The 16,761-nt window shown below is 75.5% G+C and carries 15 protein-coding genes and 3 pseudogenes; 7 read left to right on the forward strand and 11 right to left on the reverse strand.

Annotation, left to right across the window (positions count from 1 at the left end):
• A pseudogene (locus ACME2J_RS03325) lies at nt 1-348 on the reverse strand (hypothetical protein); the annotation flags it as partial.
• Nucleotides 341-790, reverse strand: a complete 450-nt coding sequence (locus ACME2J_RS03330) for a hypothetical protein (protein WP_495543454.1) — start codon at nt 788-790, stop codon at nt 341-343. The pseudogene ACME2J_RS03325 and the gene ACME2J_RS03330, both read right to left, overlap by 8 nt.
• A 91-nt stretch (nt 791-881) precedes the next feature.
• Here ACME2J_RS03330 and ACME2J_RS03335 point away from each other — a divergent pair, with 91 nt between their 5' ends.
• The 3 genes from ACME2J_RS03335 to ACME2J_RS03345 are packed head-to-tail and all read left to right on the forward strand — an operon-like array spanning nt 882 to nt 3,288.
• Nucleotides 882-1,571 carry a response regulator transcription factor gene (locus ACME2J_RS03335; protein WP_495543455.1) on the forward strand — a complete coding sequence of 230 codons (690 nt, stop codon included), beginning with the start codon at nt 882-884 and terminating at the stop codon, nt 1,569-1,571.
• A complete protein-coding gene (locus ACME2J_RS03340; RefSeq protein WP_495543456.1) occupies nt 1,568-2,932 on the forward strand; it encodes a sensor histidine kinase in 1,365 nt (454 codons plus the stop codon). The genes ACME2J_RS03335 and ACME2J_RS03340 overlap by 4 nt, the downstream gene beginning before the upstream one ends.
• Nucleotides 2,929-3,288: a hypothetical protein gene (locus tag ACME2J_RS03345; RefSeq protein WP_495543457.1), complete on the forward strand. Its 360-nt coding sequence runs from the start codon at nt 2,929-2,931 to the stop codon at nt 3,286-3,288. Before ACME2J_RS03340 ends, ACME2J_RS03345 begins: the two co-directional genes overlap by 4 nt.
• An 8-nt stretch (nt 3,289-3,296) precedes the next feature.
• Here the strand turns inward: ACME2J_RS03345 and ACME2J_RS03350 are convergent, their stop codons facing one another.
• The 6 genes from ACME2J_RS03350 to ACME2J_RS03375 all read right to left on the reverse strand — a co-directional run bounded on the left by ACME2J_RS03350 (nt 3,297) and on the right by ACME2J_RS03375 (nt 9,500).
• Nucleotides 3,297-4,136, reverse strand: coding sequence for a YhjD/YihY/BrkB family envelope integrity protein (locus ACME2J_RS03350; protein ID WP_495543458.1), 840 nt, complete (start codon nt 4,134-4,136; stop codon nt 3,297-3,299).
• Complete coding sequence (locus ACME2J_RS03355; protein WP_495543459.1) at nt 4,136-4,882, reverse strand: MBL fold metallo-hydrolase; 747 nt, start codon at nt 4,880-4,882, stop codon at nt 4,136-4,138. Before ACME2J_RS03355 ends, ACME2J_RS03350 begins: the two co-directional genes overlap by 1 nt.
• Nucleotides 4,870-5,124: a hypothetical protein gene (locus tag ACME2J_RS03360; RefSeq protein WP_495543460.1), complete on the reverse strand. Its 255-nt coding sequence runs from the start codon at nt 5,122-5,124 to the stop codon at nt 4,870-4,872. The genes ACME2J_RS03355 and ACME2J_RS03360 overlap by 13 nt, the downstream gene beginning before the upstream one ends.
• Before the next feature lie 21 nt (nt 5,125-5,145).
• A complete protein-coding gene (locus ACME2J_RS03365) occupies nt 5,146-5,649 on the reverse strand; it encodes a DUF1269 domain-containing protein (RefSeq protein ID WP_495543461.1) in 504 nt (167 codons plus the stop codon).
• 53 nt (nt 5,650-5,702) lie between these two features.
• Entirely contained in the window at nt 5,703-7,844 is a 2,142-nt protein-coding gene (locus ACME2J_RS03370; RefSeq protein ID WP_495543462.1) for a winged helix-turn-helix domain-containing protein, read from the reverse strand.
• Nucleotides 7,845-8,111: 267 nt separating this feature from the next.
• Nucleotides 8,112-9,500 carry an SHOCT domain-containing protein gene (locus ACME2J_RS03375; protein WP_495543463.1) on the reverse strand — a complete coding sequence of 463 codons (1,389 nt, stop codon included), beginning with the start codon at nt 9,498-9,500 and terminating at the stop codon, nt 8,112-8,114.
• Between the two features lie 86 nt (nt 9,501-9,586).
• Between ACME2J_RS03375 and ACME2J_RS03380 the strand changes: the two are divergent.
• Nucleotides 9,587-11,047: pseudogene (locus ACME2J_RS03380) on the forward strand (phage holin family protein); the annotation flags it as partial.
• A gap of 579 nt (nt 11,048-11,626) precedes the next feature.
• On the opposite strand, the gene ACME2J_RS03385 reads toward ACME2J_RS03380, so the two are convergent.
• A complete protein-coding gene (locus ACME2J_RS03385) occupies nt 11,627-12,340 on the reverse strand; it encodes a response regulator transcription factor (RefSeq protein WP_495543556.1) in 714 nt (237 codons plus the stop codon).
• 53 nt (nt 12,341-12,393) lie between these two features.
• Here ACME2J_RS03385 and ACME2J_RS03390 point away from each other — a divergent pair, with 53 nt between their 5' ends.
• A complete protein-coding gene (locus tag ACME2J_RS03390) occupies nt 12,394-12,786 on the forward strand; it encodes a response regulator (protein WP_495543464.1) in 393 nt (130 codons plus the stop codon).
• A 1,018-nt stretch (nt 12,787-13,804) separates the two neighbouring features.
• Nucleotides 13,805-14,719 (forward strand): annotated as a pseudogene (locus ACME2J_RS03395) (sensor histidine kinase); the annotation flags it as partial.
• Nucleotides 14,720-14,737: 18 nt separating this feature from the next.
• Here ACME2J_RS03395 and ACME2J_RS03400 read toward each other — a convergent pair.
• A complete protein-coding gene (locus ACME2J_RS03400) occupies nt 14,738-15,223 on the reverse strand; it encodes an RDD family protein (protein WP_495543465.1) in 486 nt (161 codons plus the stop codon).
• A gap of 122 nt (nt 15,224-15,345) precedes the next feature.
• On the opposite strand from ACME2J_RS03400, the gene ACME2J_RS03405 reads away from it, so the two are divergent.
• Nucleotides 15,346-15,873 carry a hypothetical protein gene (locus tag ACME2J_RS03405; protein ID WP_495543466.1) on the forward strand — a complete coding sequence of 176 codons (528 nt, stop codon included), beginning with the start codon at nt 15,346-15,348 and terminating at the stop codon, nt 15,871-15,873.
• Here the strand turns inward: ACME2J_RS03405 and ACME2J_RS03410 are convergent.
• Complete coding sequence (locus ACME2J_RS03410; protein ID WP_495543467.1) at nt 15,774-16,376, reverse strand: HdeD family acid-resistance protein; 603 nt, start codon at nt 16,374-16,376, stop codon at nt 15,774-15,776. The two genes, ACME2J_RS03405 and ACME2J_RS03410, sit on opposite strands and share 100 nt — an antisense overlap.
• Nucleotides 16,377-16,761 lie beyond the last annotated feature (385 nt).

Below are 16,761 nucleotides of genomic sequence, written 5' to 3' on the forward strand. Positions count from 1 at the left end.
CGCCGGGGCGGGCGTCGACGCGCGCACGGGGGCCGCCGCCGCGGCCGCGGCCGGGGTCGCCGCGGCGGGCGCAGGCGACCCGGCGGCCGCGGGCCGGGTGACGACCTTTCGGACGATGACCCTGCGGACGACGACCTGCTTCGGCGCGGGCGCCACCACCGAGGCCGCCGTCGCCGCCTGCTGGCGGGCCTCGGCCTCCTTCGCCGCAATCTGGGCGAGCGCGGGATCGCGTCCCGTCGCCGCCTGGGCGGCGAGGAGGCCGCCGAACGCGGCGGTGAGTGCGAGCGTGCCCGCGACCGTGCCGCGGCCGTTCGGCCGCCACCGGATCGGTGGGCGCGGCTCAGTCATCGCCGTCCTCGTCCTCGTACTCGTCCTCGTCGTGGTCGTCGTCGTGGTCGTCGTCGGCCTCCCAGCGATCGTCGTCGTCCTCGTGGTCGTCCTCGCCGTGGTCGTCCGAGCGGACCGCGACCGGTGCAGGAGCCGACGCGGGGGCGGCGGGGGCGGCGCTGCGCGTCACGGGCACGGCGGCCGCTGCGGCGGCGGGCCGGGGCGAGGAGCCGGCCGGCGCGGAGGCGGCCGTCGTCGGCGCGGGCGCCGTCACGTGCTCGGTCCTCTCGATCGTCTCGGTGCGGACCTCGACCTCCGGCTCGGGGGCGGCCGTCGTGATCGCAGCGGCCGGCTCCACCGGAGTCGGCGACGGAGCGGGCTGGGAGCTGAGCGCGACGGCGCCGAGGCCGCCGAGTGCGGCGACGGTCGTCGCCGTCGCGATGATCTTCGGTCGGGTGAGCATGGACCGGATGGTCGCCCCATGCCGGTGAGGGCCGGGAGAGCCGAAGGTGAGCTGCGGGTAAGGCCCTCGCCGACCCGGTATGACTGACGTCGTGCCCGGTGCCCCGCGCCTCCTCGTCGTCGAGGACGAGGCCTCGATCCTCCAACCGCTCCTGCGGGCGCTCGAGCGCGCGGGCTACGAGACGGCGAGCGCGTGCAGCGTCCGCGAGGCGACCGCGCTGCTCGACCGCGACGCCTTCGATCTCGTCCTCCTCGACCTCGGCCTCCCCGACGGCGACGGTCGCGACGTCTGCCGGCATCTCCGCCGGACCGCCGAGACCCCCGTGATCATGCTCACGGCGCGCGGCGCCGAGGTCGACCGCATCGTCGGGCTCGAGATCGGCGCGGACGACTACGTCGTGAAGCCCTTCTCGAGCGACGAGCTCGTCGCGAGGATCCGGGCGGTGCTGCGCCGGACCTCGGGCGGTGCGCGGCCGACCGCGGAGCCGGTGAGCGTCGGCTCCCTCCTCCTCGACCCGGGCGCCCGGACCGCGACGGTCGACGGCGCGCCGGTCGAGCTCACCCGGCGGGAGTTCGATCTCCTCCACGCCCTCGCCCGACGGGCCGGGACCGTGTGCGAGCGCGAGGCGCTCTTCGACGAGGTCTGGGGCAGCGGCTGGTTCGGGACCGGGAAGACGCTCGACGTCCACGTCGCCGCACTGCGACGCAAGCTCCCGGAGGGCGCTCCGGCGATCACGACGCTGCGAGGCGTCGGCTACCGGCTCGACCCGCCGCCGACATGAGCTTCCGCGCCCGCGTCCTCCTCGCGATCTCCTACCCGCTCGTCGTCGCGATCATCGCCCTCGCCGTCCCCCTCACGACGAACCTCCACGACCGCGTCGAGGCCGAGGTCCGGGAGCAGGCGAGCGCGCAGGCCTCGCTCCTGGCGGCGAGCGTCCCCGCCCTCGAGCCAGCCGCCCTCGACGAGCTCGTCCGCACCGGCGCCGAGCGTGCCCAAGGCCGCGTGGTCGTCGTCGACGCCGACGGGCGCGTCGTCGCCGACAGCGCCGGGGCCGCCGAGATCGGGACGCCGTTCCTCGGGCGGCCGGAGGTCGCCCGAGCGATCACGGGCGAGCGCGTGCAGGAGGAGCGCTACAGCGCGACGCTCGACGAGGAGCTCCTCACGACCGCTGTTCCCGTCGTGGACGACGGGCGACCCTCCGGCGCCGTGCGCATCACGCAGGCCCAGGACGCCGTGGCCGACGCGACGCGACGTGCGACGACGGGCATCGCGGCCGTGAGCAGCGTCGTCCTCCTGGCGGGCCTGCTCCTCGCCGGAGTGCTCGCGGCGCAGCTCGCGCGCCCGACCCGCCGGCTCCAGGCCGCCGCGGAGCGGCTCGCGACCGGAGACCTCGCCGCGCGAGCGCCGGTCGAGGGCGCGTCGGAGCAGCGGCGCGTCGCCGAGACGTTCAACGACATGGCGGTGCGGCTCGGCCGGATCGTCGACGCCCAGCGGGCGTTCGTCGCGGACGCGTCCCATCAGCTGCGCACGCCCCTCACGGGGATGCGCCTGCGGCTGGAGGAGATCGGGCGCACACGTGATCCGGACGCCGCCGCGGAGGAGGCCGCGGCTGCGACCGCCGAGCTCGACCGGCTCTCGAGGATCGTCGACGAGCTGCTCGTGCTCTCGCAGGCGGGAGAGCACGACGCGCCCGCCGAGCAGCTCGACCTCCGCGTCGTCCTCGCCGAGACCGTCGACCGCTGGACGGCGGTCGTCGAGGAGGCCGGCGGGACGCTCCTCGCCGAGGAACCCGCCGGCGAGGAGCCGCTTCCCGTCGTCGCTCCGGCCCCGGACGTCGCGCGGGCCATCGATGCGCTCGTCGAGAACGCCCTCGCCTACGGGGGCGAGGAGGCCGCCCTGACGATCGTGGTCCGTCCGCACGCCGTCGACGTCCTCGACGACGGCCCCGGGCCCGCTCCCGGGGAGGAGGAGGCGGTCTTCGAGCGGTTCCGCCGGGGCTCGGCGGCCGCAGGCCGGCCCCGGGGCACCGGGCTCGGGCTGTCCATCGTCCGCGAGCTCGCGGGCCGCTGGGGCGGGACCGCCGCGCTGGCGAGGCGGCGTCCGGACGGCGGCGCCCGTGCGACCCTCACCTTCCCCCGATGAACGCGCCGCCCCGAGATCCCCGTCTGCGCCAGGTCCTCGTCGTCGTGGGGCTCGTCGTCGCCGCCATCGCGTTCGCGGCCGCGGTGACGGTCCTGACGACGAGGATCGCGAGTCCCGAGATCGGCCTTCGCGGCGTCGCGACGCTCGAGGACCTCGCACCGGCCGACACGACCCCGTCGACGACGTCTCGCGCGCCGACCACGCCGCCCGCGACGACGGCGACATCCGCTCCGACCACGACATCCACTCCCACGACGAGCGACGACGACAGCGGGCGCGGCCGGGGACGAGGACGCGGCGGCGAGGAGGACGACAGCGAGTCGGAGGAGCGCGAGGACGAGAGCGGCGACGACTGACGCCGCGCTCATCTGCCGGGGCCGCGCCGCTGCCACAGCGCCGCGTTGAACATGGCCGAGCCGACCATCACGCGGCTGATGACGAAGAGCCAGATGAGGATCGTGAAGGCGACGCCGAGCGGGCCGTACGTCGACGACGCGCGCTCGACCTGGTGGCTCACGAAGAAGACCGTGCCGAGGTGGACGAGCTCGAGGCCGCCGGCGACGAGCGCGGCTCCGGGCAGCAGCGCCGTCCACGGGGCGTCGCCGTGCGGGAGCCGCAGGGACACGCCGAGCCAGATCGCGAAGAACGGGACGGCGGCGAGCACCGCGGTGATCGTGCCTCCGCCGCCGAGCTCGACCCGGGTCCGGCCGACGAGCGCCCACGTGGCCGCGAGGCCGATGAGCGCCGCGACCAGCAGCAACCCCGACTGGAGCGGCTGGCGCATCCGCTCGACCCCGCCGGTCCAGGCGAGGCTGTGCGCGGCGTGGACGGCGCGCGCCGCCTTCATCGCCGTGTAGAGCACCATCACCGCGGCGGTTCCGATGACGAGCCAGCGCGTGTCGGCCTCGAGCTTCGACGACTGGGCGATCGAGCTCAGCGTCGCCTCGCTGATCCCGACGGCGTCGCCGGCCTGCTCGGGCGCGTCCGGGTCGACGGTGGCCGCGTAGCCGAGGAGCGCGGCGACGAGCAGCGCCGCGGGCAGCATGACCGCGAACAGCCGGAACGCGAGGGCGGCGGCGAGCAGGTTGCCGCCGAGCCGCCGGTCGCGGTCGAACGCCGCGAGCGCGGGTCGCGACGCGGGGGTGCTGCGCAGCTGCGCCTCGAGTCGCGCGAGCCGCTCGCGCTGATCGGAGAGCGTCGGCATCAGTCGATCTCCGTCGTCTCCCCCGCCGCCAGGACGCGGACGCGGACGTCCGGTGCCCGCTGCGCGACCTCACGCGCGAACTCCTCGCCCGCGGAGCGCAGACGCTCGCCGTGACGCCGCGACATCGCGATGCGCGCGAACGTCCCCCAGTGGATCGGGACGGCGAGCCGCGGGGTCAGGAGCGCGGCGGCGCGCGCGGCGGCCGCGGGATCCATGTGACCGGGCCCCAGCGTCGGCCCCCAGCCCGACACGGGCAGCAGCGCGAGGTCGAGTCCCTCCCCGATGGCGCGCATGCCGTCGAAGACCTCGGTGTCGCCGGCGAAGTAGACGCGCCGCTCGCCCTCGACGACGAAGCCGAGCGCACCGGAGGACCGCATGAGCGGCAGCCGCCGGCCGTCGTGGACCGCGGGGACGGCTCGCACCCCCACGCCGCCGACTTCGACGCGCTCCCCGACGTCGACCTCGCGCACCTCGTGCGGGAGGGATCGCAGAGCCCGCAGTCGCCCCGCTCCTCGGGGGACGACGAGCGTGGCGCCGGACGGCAGCATCCGCAGGCTCGGGGCGTCGAGATGATCGTGATGGGCGTGCGAGAGGAGCACGAGGTCGACGCGGTCCGGAGCGACGGGGCACGGGTCGCTCCGTCGGATGTGACCGATGCGCGCCCGCAAGAGAGGGTCGGTGAGCACGCGCGCGTCCCCCATCTCGATGAGCGCCGTCGAGTGGCCGAGCCACGTCAGGCGCGCCATCTCCGGACCGCTGACCACTGCTCCAGCTGCTCCATGAAGAGATCCCAGTCGATCTCGTCCGACGTCTCGACCGGGTCCTCGTCCACATCCGCGATCGCCCACAGCAGGAAGACGATCGCGATCGCCGGCGCGGCGACGGCCACCGCGAACCGCAGGACGGGGAGGCCGACCGCGGTCGCCGCGCCGAGCGCGACGACCGCCGTCAGCGCGGCGGCGACGATCCGCCACCCGGCGGAGGGCATCATCCGCCGCATCGCGGAGGCCTAGGCCGACGGGGTCGCGGCGCCCGTCTCGAGCGCCTCCTGGAGGGCCGACTCGCTCTCGTCGTCGAGCGAGGTGTGGATGACCTTGCCGCCGAACTCGGAGATGCGCGGGATCACCTTGTCGGGCGTCGACTGGCGGACGAGCACGAACAGCACCGCTCCGCCAGGCTCGAGCTGCTCGCCGAGGTCCTTCATGAACCGATCGTCGATGCCGTAGTCGGCGAGCGCCCCGCCCGCCGCGCCGGCGGCGGCGCCGACGGCCATGCCGAGGAGCGGGACGAGGAAGAGGAGACCGATGAGGCCACCCCAGAGCGCGCCGCCGGCGGCCCCGGCTCCAGCCGGGCTCGTCGTCTGGCGGAGCTTGATCCGGCCCTTGTCGTCGCGGATGGCGATGACCATGTCCTCCATCTGGATGACGCGCTCCGTCTGGAGCTGCTGGAGGGTGGTGGCGACGTCCCGCGCGGTGCTCTCGTCGGGGTAGGAGACTGCGATGAGATTGCTCATGACCTGAGGGTCCTCGCCGGGGGCCGTCGGGTCATCACCCGGGTCGGGTGATGTCACGCGCCGATGAGCCCGATCGCGGCCGCGTGCTCGACCGCCTCGGAGCGCGAGGTCGCGTCGAGCTTGCGGTAGACCGCGTGCGCCTGGGTCTTCACCGTGTTCGCGGACACGTGGAGGCGCTCGGCGATCTCGCGGAGCGTGAGGTGGCTCGGAAGGAGGCGCAGCACCCTCAGCTCGGCGAGCGTGAGCGTCGTCGGGCATGCCACCGGGCCCGCCGCGTAGGCGTCGGCGAGGCCCCACCCGTCGTCGAGCCATCCCTGAAGGGCCGCGGCGCCGCCGACCTGCCGACGCAGCCGCGCGGCGTCGCTGAGCAGCCGGCGGGCCTCGCGGCCGTCACTGAGCCGCAGGTGCGTCCGCGCGAGGACGATGCGGACGACCGCGCCGTACCAGGGCGGGGCGTCGGGCAGCGCCGCGAGCCGCGCGCTCGCCGTGCCGAGCTCGATGCGCGCCGTGTCGTGCCGGCCGTCGCGAGCCGCGACGAGCGCCGTCACGGCGTGGACGAGCGCCGCGACCGGCAGGGCGGAGACGCTCCCGCTCCCAGCGGCCGAGCGGGCGCGCGCGGCGAGGTCCGCGGCGTGCGCGACGTCGTTGCCGTCCAGCTCGAGGAAGGCGAGGAAGGCGAGGCACAGCGCGCGCACGAGCGGCGCGTCCACGACCGCGCTGCGGGCACCGGCGTCGAGCCGAGCGGCCGCGTCGTCGCGGCGGCCGGCGAGCGCGTGGCCGGCGCCTTCGACGAAGCAGGCGAGGGCGTGCCAGGGACCGTGCGGGGGCACGAGATCTGCGGCGCGGCGAGCGTCCGCGACCATCTGCGCCGCGCCCCCGCGCGCGCTCATCGCGCGGACGAGCAGCGGGACGAGGTCCGTGGAGACCGCGGCGCCGCGAGGAGTCGCCGCGACCGCGGCCCACTGCTCGGACGCCTCGCGCTCGCCGCCGAGCAGGCGCGCGAGCGCCATGGCCGCGGCGAGCGGCGGATGAGCCGCGACGCCCTCGTCCCCGACCGCCCGCAGCCACGCGTCGAGCCGCTCGACGCGACCGGCGCTGACGAGCGCGACGGCGAGGTCGTCCAGCAGATCGCCGACGCGAGCGGCGTCGCGGGCAGCGACGGCGTGATCGACCGCGCGAGGGAGCTCGCCCTGCTCCTCGTGCCACGCGCTCAGACGGGCGTGAGCGCCGCGCTCGACCGCCGGCTCGAGAAGGCCGAGCTCGGCCCGCAGGTGCGTGCGCAGGAGCGGGTGCAGGACGTGCTCCAGGCCGCCGCGGTCCACGGGCGTGAGCGGGATGCTCGCCCGCGTGATGCGGCGGAGCGCGAGCGCCGACCCCTGCGTGCCGAGCGCCACGTCGCAGGCGCGACCGCTCACGCGGTCGAGGACGGCCGCGCGTCGCAGCAGCTCGCGGTCGCGCGTGGCGAGCGAGCCGAGGACCTCCTCGTCGAGGTACTCCCGCACCGCGGCGTCGCCGGCGCCGAACGCGGCGAGGCCCGCGGCGCCGTCCTCCGCGACGGCGCGCACTGCGAGAAGGAGCATCGCGGGCCACCCCCGCGTGTCCTCGAAGGCGCGCGCCGCGGCGTCGCGGCCACCTCCCGCCCCGGCACGACGCCACATCTCCTCCGTCTCCGCGGGGGTCATCGCGAGACGGTCGGCGCGCACCTCCTCGAGATCGCCGTGGGCGCGCAGCCGGCCGAGCGGGAGGCGCGGGTCGCAGCGGCCTGCGAGGGCGAGCGTGCACCCGGGAGCGAGGACGGCCGCGAGCCGGGAGAGAGCCTCGTGGGCTCCGGCGCCTCGCAGCGACTCGACGTCGTCGAGCGCGATGACGGTCGGCGGCAGGTGAGCGAGCACCGGGAGGAGATCCTCGATCGTCGCCGCACGCGCCCGGCGGAGGGGACGGGGGCCGTCCGCCGTCAGGGCGGCCGAGATCGCCTGGGCGAGGCGGTGCGGGTCGTCGTCGAGCGTCGCAGCGGACACGAGGGCGAAGGGCCGCCGGTCGGCCGCCTCCCACTCGGCGAGGAGGGTCGTCTTCCCGTAGCCGGCGGGCGCGACGATGACGGCGACGGGCCGCGCCTGCGCGACGAGCGGGCCGACGAGCCGGGGCCGCGGCACGAGCCCCGGCGCCGGCGCGGCGCGGGGGGCGTCCGGCGCCACGGCGACGGTGGCCGCGGCTCCGGTCCGGCGGCTCCGGGAGGTGGCGGGACCGGGTGCGCGCTGTGCGGAGGGCATCGCCCTGCGAGCGTGCTCGGCCCGCCGCCGAGCGGCAAGGGCGCCCACCCGTCACCACGGGGAAGCAGGCACGACCCGGCAGGGGCGTGTTCCCCGGCCACCGCGGTCGCGGTCAGCCGCACTCGACCGGCGCGAGCGCCGTCTCGTCGGCATCGCCGAGCTGCGCCGGCGACCAGGATCCTCGCCCCGTCCTCATCGTGCGACCGCCGGCCCGGTGATGCGCCGCTTCTCCATGAGGAACTCCTCGTCGGTGAGGACGCCGTGGTCGTGGAGCGCGGCGAGCCGCTCGAGCTGCTCGACGCGCGTCGGCCGTGATGCCGCGGCGTCGGTGGGCATGGCGGGGACGACGGGCGGCGGAGCGGCCGTCGCCGTGGGCGCAGCCGTCGCCGCCGGTCGCACGGCGCGCGCCGCACGGCCGAGGGCGACGCGAAGGGACGACGTGACGTCGTCCGCCGTGCGCGCGGGGTGCTCCTGCGCCACCTGACGCCGGAGCACCGCCAGGCCGGCGACCGCGAGGGCGGTCATGAGGAGGACGGGCAGGACCATGCGCGTCGCCGGGATCGGCTCCCAGAGCACGACGAGCGCGAGCACGGCCGCGAGGCCGCCGTACGCGACGTCCGGCCGGTCGCGCAGCCACGGCGCCGAGGCGCGGCGCACCGCGGTCGCGGGTCGCGACGGGCCCGCCACCCAGGCGGCGGCGATGACGGGGAGGCCCATGACGATCGACGCGCCGGCGATGTCTCGGAGCATCCCCGTCCCGATCCCCCAGACGGCCTCGGCGGCCGGGACGACGCTCGCGCTCGCGGCGAGCGCGTCGACGACGCCGTCGCCCGCGAGCGACCGGGCGACGAGGACGGCGACCCCGGCGAGGACGAGCCCGCCGCCCGCGCGCATGAGCGTCTCGCGGCGCCGCCCGGGGGCGAGGACGACGGCGAGGGCGAAGAGCGCGATCGCGCCGAGCGGGAGGACGACCGACAGACCACGCAGGGCGACGACGCCGTTCTGCACCGTCTCGACCTCGTCGGACTGCATGACCGTGATCCGCCCGGCGTCCTCGGGCACCCGCTCGACGAGCCGCCCGGAGCCGCCGAGGCGGCGGACGAGGTCCGTCAGGGTGACGCGGAGGTCGAGCACGACGGCGTCGCCGCTCAGCGCGACGGCCCGGGAGTCCCCCTCGGCGATGTCGATGAACTGCTGCGCGCTGACCCGGTTCGCCGCCTCCCACAGCTCTTGCACGCGCGGGCGCCCGAGGAGCGCGCTCGTCCGGTCCTCCGCGACGTTGCGCAGAGCGTTCGCCGCGGGTCCGGCGAGCGGGTCGAGACGTTCCGGAAGCGCGTCGGCGAGCTCGCCCGTCACGTCGACGTTCGCGTAGAGCTGGTCGACGAGGAACACCGAGATCTGGCCGCGGACCGCGGGGTCCTCGAGCAGCTCGCTGCTCGTGTCGGCCCAGTTGTCGGCGTCCAGCACCTGCCGGTTCGCCCAGACCGCGACGATCGACGCGATGGCGGCGAGGGTCGCGAGGACGAGGACCGCGCGGACGACCCAGCGCCGACCACGCGGGAGTGACGGAGTTGCGCTCATGGCGGGCACGCTCCCGTCCCGTCGTGCCCGCCGCATCGCCCGAACAGGGTGATGCGCGGCGACGGGTGCGGCGAGAACGTGCCGCCATGTCCACCCGCCCGTACGGCGAGCCCGTCACGTGGGAGCCGACGACGCCGCGGCTCCGGCCCGGCCGCGCGCTCGTCGCTTGGGTCGTCGCGGCCGCCTCCCTCGCGGTCGCCGCCGGCCTGCTCGCGGGCGTGGAGCTCGAGCAGACCGGTGCCGCCTTCGCCGCTGCCGCCGCCGTCGCCGTTCTCAACGCGGTCCTCCCCCCCGTCGTCGCCGCCCTGCGACTCCCGTTCACGCTGCTCCTCGGCTTCCTCCTCGTGCTCCTCGCGGACGCGCTCATGCTCCTCGCCGTCGCCGAGATCGTGCCGCGGGACCTCCGGGTCGACGGGCTCGTCGCCGCGCTGAACGCCGCGCTCATCATGGCCGCCGCGAGCCTCGCGCTGCACGCGGTGCTCGGCACCGACGACGACGACACCTACGCCCTGCGCGTCACGCGCCGCGTCGCACGCCGGCAGGGCGGCGGAGCCCGCAGCGACGTCCCCGGCATCCTCTATCTCGAGATCGACGGCCTCGCCCTCCCGGTCCTCCGCGACGCGATGCGCGACGGCAGCGCACCCACGATGGCGCGGTGGGTCGCCGACGAGGGGTACCGCCTCCTCGAGTGGGAGACCGACCTCTCCTCGCAGACCGGCGCGAGCCAGGCCGGCATCCTGCTGGGCTCCAACGACGACATCCCGGCGTTCCGCTGGGTGGAGAAGGAGACGGGGCGGCTGATGGCGTGCTCGTCGCCCTCGGACTGCGCGGAGCTCGAGCGCCGTCACTCGCGCGGCGAGGGGCTGCTGGCCGACGGCGGCACGAGCCGCGGGAACCTCCTCTCCGGTGAGGCCGACGAGACGATCCTCACCGCGAGCCGGACGGACGCCGAGCGCGGAGCGAACCCCGGCTACCGCGCCTTCCTCGCGAACGGGTTCAACGTCACGCGCATCCTCGTGCTCTTCGCGTTCGAGATCGTGCTCGAGGTCGTCGCCGCGGAGCGGGCCCGCAGGCGCGACGTGCGCCCGCGCGGGCACCGCGGCGGCGTCTACCCGCTCATGCGCGGGGCGCTCTGCGTCTTCGTGCGCGATCTCGTCGTCTTCGGCGTGCTCACCGACATGATGCACGGACGACCCGCCGTGTACGCGACCTTCGCGAGCTACGACGAGGTCGCCCACCACTCGGGGCTCCAGCGTGCGGACACGATGGAGGCGCTGCGCAAGCTCGACCGTCAGCTCGCGCGGATCGAGCGCGCGCGGCGTCACGCCCCGCGTCCGTACGAGATCGTCGTCCTCTCCGATCACGGGCAGACGCAGGGAGCGACGTTCCGGCAGCGCCACGGCTACGGGCTCGACGATCTCGTCGTCCGCTCGCTCCGCCGCGGGGACGTCCTCGCCTCCTCGGGCGGGGACGAGCAGCACGCGATGCTCGACACGGCGGCACACGAGGCGAGCGGGCGTCGGGCGCGCGAAGCGGAGGCCGACGACCTCAGCGACCACGAGGTCGTCGTCCTCGCGTCCGGGAACCTCGGGCTCATCTCCCTCATGGCCTCGCCGCACCGGCTCACGCTCGAGGAGATCGAGCAGCGCCACCCCGATCTCGTGCCCGCGCTGCGCAGCCACCCGCACATCGGCTGGCTGCTCGTGCGCCGGGCCGACGGCCGCGCGGTCGTCCTCGGCCCGCGTGGGACGCGCGTCCTCGGCGAGGACCTCGTGACCGGCGAGGATCCGCTCGCGCCGTTCGCCCCGGGCGCCGAGCGCCACCTGCAGCGGACGGACGGCTTCGCGAACTGCCCCGACATCCTCGTGGGCAGCTTCTACGACCCGATGCTCGACGAGGCGTGCGCCTTCGAGGAGCTCATCTCGTTCCACGGCGGCCTCGGCGGCCTCCAGACCCGCCCCTTCGTCCTCGCGCCGCCGGCGCTCCCCGATCCGACGGAGCCCCTCGTCGGGGCCGCCGCTGTCCACTCCCTCCTGCGCGGCTGGCGCTCGCTCCTCCAGGACGACGCGCCGCGCGGCTGCGGCGCCGATGCGCGCGAGGACCGCCCCCCGCGTCGCGCAGCGGGCCTAGGAGGGTGCGCCGTGACCGCGGTCGCGATGCAGGCCGGCCGGCGCGTCGCGATCCTCCGCGAGGATCATGAGCGCCGCCTTCACGCGCTTGCTCACGTCCTCGGAGTCGTGGAGCCCGAGCTTCATGAAGATCGAGTTGATGTGCTTCTCGACCGCGCGCTTCGTGAGGTAGAGCGACGCGCCGATCGCGGCGTTGCTCTTCCCCTGCGCGATCTCCGCGAGCACCTCGCGCTCGCGCGGCGTGAGGTCGTCGAGCGGCGAGGCGGCCGCGCGTCGCCGCGAGGCGACGAGCCCCTCGACGATCTTCGGGTCGATCATCGAGCCGCCGCCGGCGACGGCCCTGATCGCGGCGAGCAGCTCGGCGCGGTTCGCCAAGCGATCCTTGAGGAGGTAGGCGCGCCGGTCGGACCCGTGCTCGAGGAGCGCGAGCGCGAACGCGGGGTCGGCGTGCTGGCTGAGGACGACGACGCCGACCTCGGGCGCGGTCGCGCGCAGCTCGGCGGCGATGCGGATGCCCTCGTCGGTCTTGTCGGGCGGCATCCGGATGTCGGTGAGGACGACGTCCGGCGACTCGTCGCGGACGGCCTGCTCGAGGCCGGGGAGGTCGCCGACCGCCGCGACGACCTCGACGTCCGCGGCGTCGCGCAGCAGCTCGCAGATGCCCTCGCGGACGAGGAGGCTGTCCTCCGCGACGACGACCCGGATCGTCATCGGCACAGGATAGTCACCCGGACCCCCGCGGACGGGCGCATCGGAGGACCCCCGTGAGCGACATCCGGGTCCTCGTCGTCGACGACCAGCCTCTCTTCCGGGACACGGTGGCGGCGGTCATCGCCTCGACACCCGGCTTCGGTCTCGCCGGGGAGGCCGCGTCCGGCGGCGAGGCGCTCACGATCGCCGGGCGGCTCGCACCCGACCTCGTCCTCATGGACGTCCGCATGCCCGGGATCGACGGACTCGAGGCGACCCGCCGCCTCGCCGCGCAGCGTCCCGGGCTCGTCGTCGTGCTCGTCTCCGGCCACGAGGTGTGCGGCCTCCGCGAGCTCGGCCTCGAGGCCGGTGCCGCGGACGTCGTCGCGAAGGAGCGGCTGCGCCCCGACCTCCTCCTCGATCTCTGGCGCGAGCACGGCGGCCGGCCGGCGCGATCCTCGCGCTGAGCCGGGGCGCCCGGTCGGAGGCGCGACGAACGTCCCCCCTCCGCCGGGGACGAAACGCCCCCGCTCCGACGCTCTCGACCCGTTCACTGTGTGCATGACGCCGATGTCGCGTCCCGCCCTGCCGGCCGGGGACAGCACGACACGGCCTCCACGCGTCGCGCGCTCCGGGACGAAGGAGATGCCGACGACGACGCTCGCCGTCTCAGCGCTCGCGATCGCCGCCTTCGCCACCGGGCTCGTCCTCGCGACGTCCGGCGCCGCGGGGCATCCCGGGGGACGGATCGCGCTCCACGTCGCCGTCGTCGCGGCGCCGATCGCCACCGGGATCTTCGCCGTGCGACACCGCCGCCACGAGAGCTTCGGCCGCCTCATCGTCGTCGTGGGGATCGTCTGGTCCCTCGCCGTCCTCGCCGAATCCCGCGACAGCCTCGTCTACAGCACGGGCAGGGTCATCGCGTGGTCGATCTTCCCGCTCTTCGTCTACACGGTCCTCGCCTTCCCGACCGGCCGCCTCGCGGGCCGCGAGCGCACGCTCTTCGGAGGTCTCGTCGCCCTCCTCGCCCTTCTCTTCCTCGCCTCCGCGATCTTCTCCGATCACTACCCGCCGTCCAGCCCGTGGGCGAGCTGCGACGCCGACTGCCCGCCGAACGCGTTCATGGTCCTCGCGGCCGAGCCCGCGTTCGTGGGCGCGGTCCTCGAGCCCGCGCGCGAGCTCCTCGCGATCGTGCTCCTGGCGTTCGTCGCGGCGTCGCTCGCCGGGCGCATCCGACCCGGCGGACTCCTCCGCCGTGCGACGCACGCTCCGGTCGCGATCGTCAGCCTCGTCGCCGCGGGGTTCGTCGTCGCGTTCCTCCTCGTCCGGCGCTTCTCCGACGACGCGGCGCTCTCCGAGGCGCTCGGGCTCGGGTGGGCGCTCTCGCTCCCGGCCCTCGCGGCGGCGTTCTCGATCGGCCTGCTCGCCCGGCGGCTCCTCATCGGCCAGGCGCTCGCCGGTCTCAGCCTGGGACTCGAGAGCGCGATGACGCCCAGGCAGCTGCGCATCGCGCTGCAGACCTCCATCGGCGACCAGGGCATCGAGGTGCTCGTCCAGGAGCAGGGACGAGGCGGATGGACGCGCCAGGACGGCACGACCGTCGCGACCGCCGAGCTTCGCGCCGTCGGGTTCATCGTGCGCGAGATCGACGACGGCGAGGGGCCGGCCGCGGCGCTCGTCCTCGACGCGGACGTCGACGCCGACGACGAGCTCGTCGACGCGGTCGCCTCGCTCACCCAGGCCGCCCTGCGCGAAGCGACGCTGCGTCGCCGGCTCGAGGAGTCGCTCGCCGATCTCGCGGACTCGCGACGCCGGATCGCGACCGCGGCGGACACGGAGCGCCAGCGCATCGAGCGAGACCTCCACGACGGCGCGCAGCAGCGGCTCATCGCCTTGCGCATGCGGCTGTCGCTCGCCGAGGACCTCCTGAGCCAGGGCGAGGCCGAAGCCACCGGCGCGATCCGTCGACTCGGCGAGGACGTCGACCGCGCGCTCGACGAGGTGAGGAGCATCGCCCAGGGCGTCTACCCGCCGCTCCTCGCCGGCCGCGGCCTTCCCGACGCCCTCCGCGGCGCCACGCGTGACGGCCCGGTGCCCGTCCGCGTCACGTCGGACCGCACCGTCCGGCTCCCCGCCGAGATCGAGTCGGCCGTCTACTTCGCCTGCCTCGAAGCCGTGCAGAACGCCGCGAAGCACGCGAGCGGCGCCACCGGCATCACGATCCGGCTGCGCGTCGACGACGCTCTGCGCTTCGAGGTCGTCGACGACGGGGGCGGCTTCGACGTCGCGAGGGCGGCGTCGGGGGCGGGGCTGCGCAACATGCGCGACCGCGTCGAGGCGGTCGGCGGCATCCTGGCCGTGCGGTCGTCCCCCGCCGGCGGGACGGTGGTCCGCGGATGCGTCCCGCTGCGCCCCGCGTCAGCCGGCGCCGGGCTGCGCGCCCTCGGCATCGACGACGACCGTCCGGGCGAGGAGATCGTGCAGGCCCTGGCGCCGCGCCGTGACGAGGATGAGGGCGAAGCCGAGGAGCAGCGGCAGCGCGGCGAGCGTGAGGCCGGCGAACCGCACGGTCGCGCGACGTGGCGGCAGCCGACCGCCATCGGCGGCCGCGACGCGGATCCGCATGACGCGGCTCCCCGGCGTCTGCCCCGTCGTCGCCCAGAAGGTGACGAAGTACCCGGCCGCCCATAGGAGGTAGAGCGCCCCGCCGGCGGCGATCGCGGCGGTCTGCGTCTTCTCGGGCACGGTGACGACCGAGAACGTGAGCGAGACGACCGAGGCCGCGACCATGGCGACGGCGTTGACGACCGCGGCGTCGATGCCGAACGCGAGGGCGCGCGTGACGAGGCCGACGTAGCGTCGCGACGCGAGAGGCGCCGCGGACGTCGGGGCGAGCGTCGTCATGGCCCGGTCGGCGGCACCGGGCGACGCAGGAGCCGCCGCGCGGCGCCCTCGAGGCGATCGTCGACCCGTCGCGACCGCGCGCCGAGCTCCTCGGCGACCTGGTCGGCGAAGCCGACCCCCTGGTGGGTGATCGCCTCGGTGACGGACGGGCTGCGCGCGATCTCGTCGACGAGCCTCCACAGCTCGTCGGTCACCAGGATGCGCTCGACCGCGACGTCGAGGAGACGGCTCTCGAGGACGCGGACGACGAGACGCTCGGTCGCGTCTCCCTCGAGGACGCGGTCGATCTCCGGCCCGGCGAGGACGCGCTCGGCGACGCGGTCGACGACGCCGCGCGCGAGGACCTCGTCGGCGATGCGCTCGAACAGGCCCGCCCGGATCGCGGCGTCGACCACCGCGTCGACCGCGCCACCCTCGACGGCCGCGCGCATGCCCCGGTCCGCCAGCCGGCCGCCGGCCCGCGCGGCGCGCCGCCAGACGCCGAGCGGATCGACGATCGTGACGAGACCAGGCACGGCGGTCTCCGCGGTCGGCGCCGCTCGGTCCGGCTCTACAGGCGCTCCCGCAGACTGCGCACGGCGAAGGCGCGCACGATGTCCTGGAAGCCCTGCATGAGCGCCCAGATGCCCGCGAAGACGAGCAGCGTGTAGGCCTTCTCGATGAAGAACTGCCCGCTCGTCCAGAACGCCATGACGATCATGAGCGCGCCGCCGATGAGCCCGAGCCACCACACCGGGTTGTCCGCCCGCTCGACGAACGCCTGGATCGTCCACCACACGCCGACGAGGAGGAAGAGGAACCCGAGGATGTCGGCGATGCCGGCGAACGTCTCCTTGGGGTTGACGAAGGCGACGCCGCCGGCGACGAGGAAGAGGACGCCGACGATCGCGAGCAGCCAGCGCCCCGACTCGGCGAGCGCGGAGAGCACGAGCGTCTGGATACCGGCGAACGTGAACATGATCCCCACGATCACGCCGACCGTCGTCACCGAGGCGGTGTCGAACTGGAGGATGACGAGCGCGCCGATGATCCACGCGACCCCGGTCACGAGGGAGAGCCACCAGAGCTCCGTCATCTCGCGTGCGATCTCGGCGCCTGGGCGGTCGGCGCCGTAGCCGGCCATCGGCGTGGGGGGATGCATCTGCTGCGCCATCGGGGGACCTCCGGATCGAAGAGCGTTCTCCCGACTGTGCGCCTCTCACGAGGCATCGGCAACGGCGCAGGCCAGCCTCTCGCGGGGAGGCTGGCATCACCTCTCCCCCGGCGTCGCGGACCGCGGGTGGAGGGGCCGGCCCGGCAGCCCGCGGGTGAACCAGAGCGCGAGGAGCGAGAAGATCCCGACCGCCCCGACCGCGCTTGAGCCCCTGCAGCTGCGCGTCGCCGTAGTCGCGGGCGATCGCCTCCGCGGCCGTCGCGTCGAGACCCGCGTCCGCGGCGGCCTGCTCGACGTCGTCGACCGGGACGATGGGGATCCCGGTCTCGGCCAGGTCGGCGATCTCCTGCTGCGCGGCGGGCGGGATCGCGGCGTTCGCCTCGAC

Source organism: Paraconexibacter sp. (assembly GCF_059438195.1).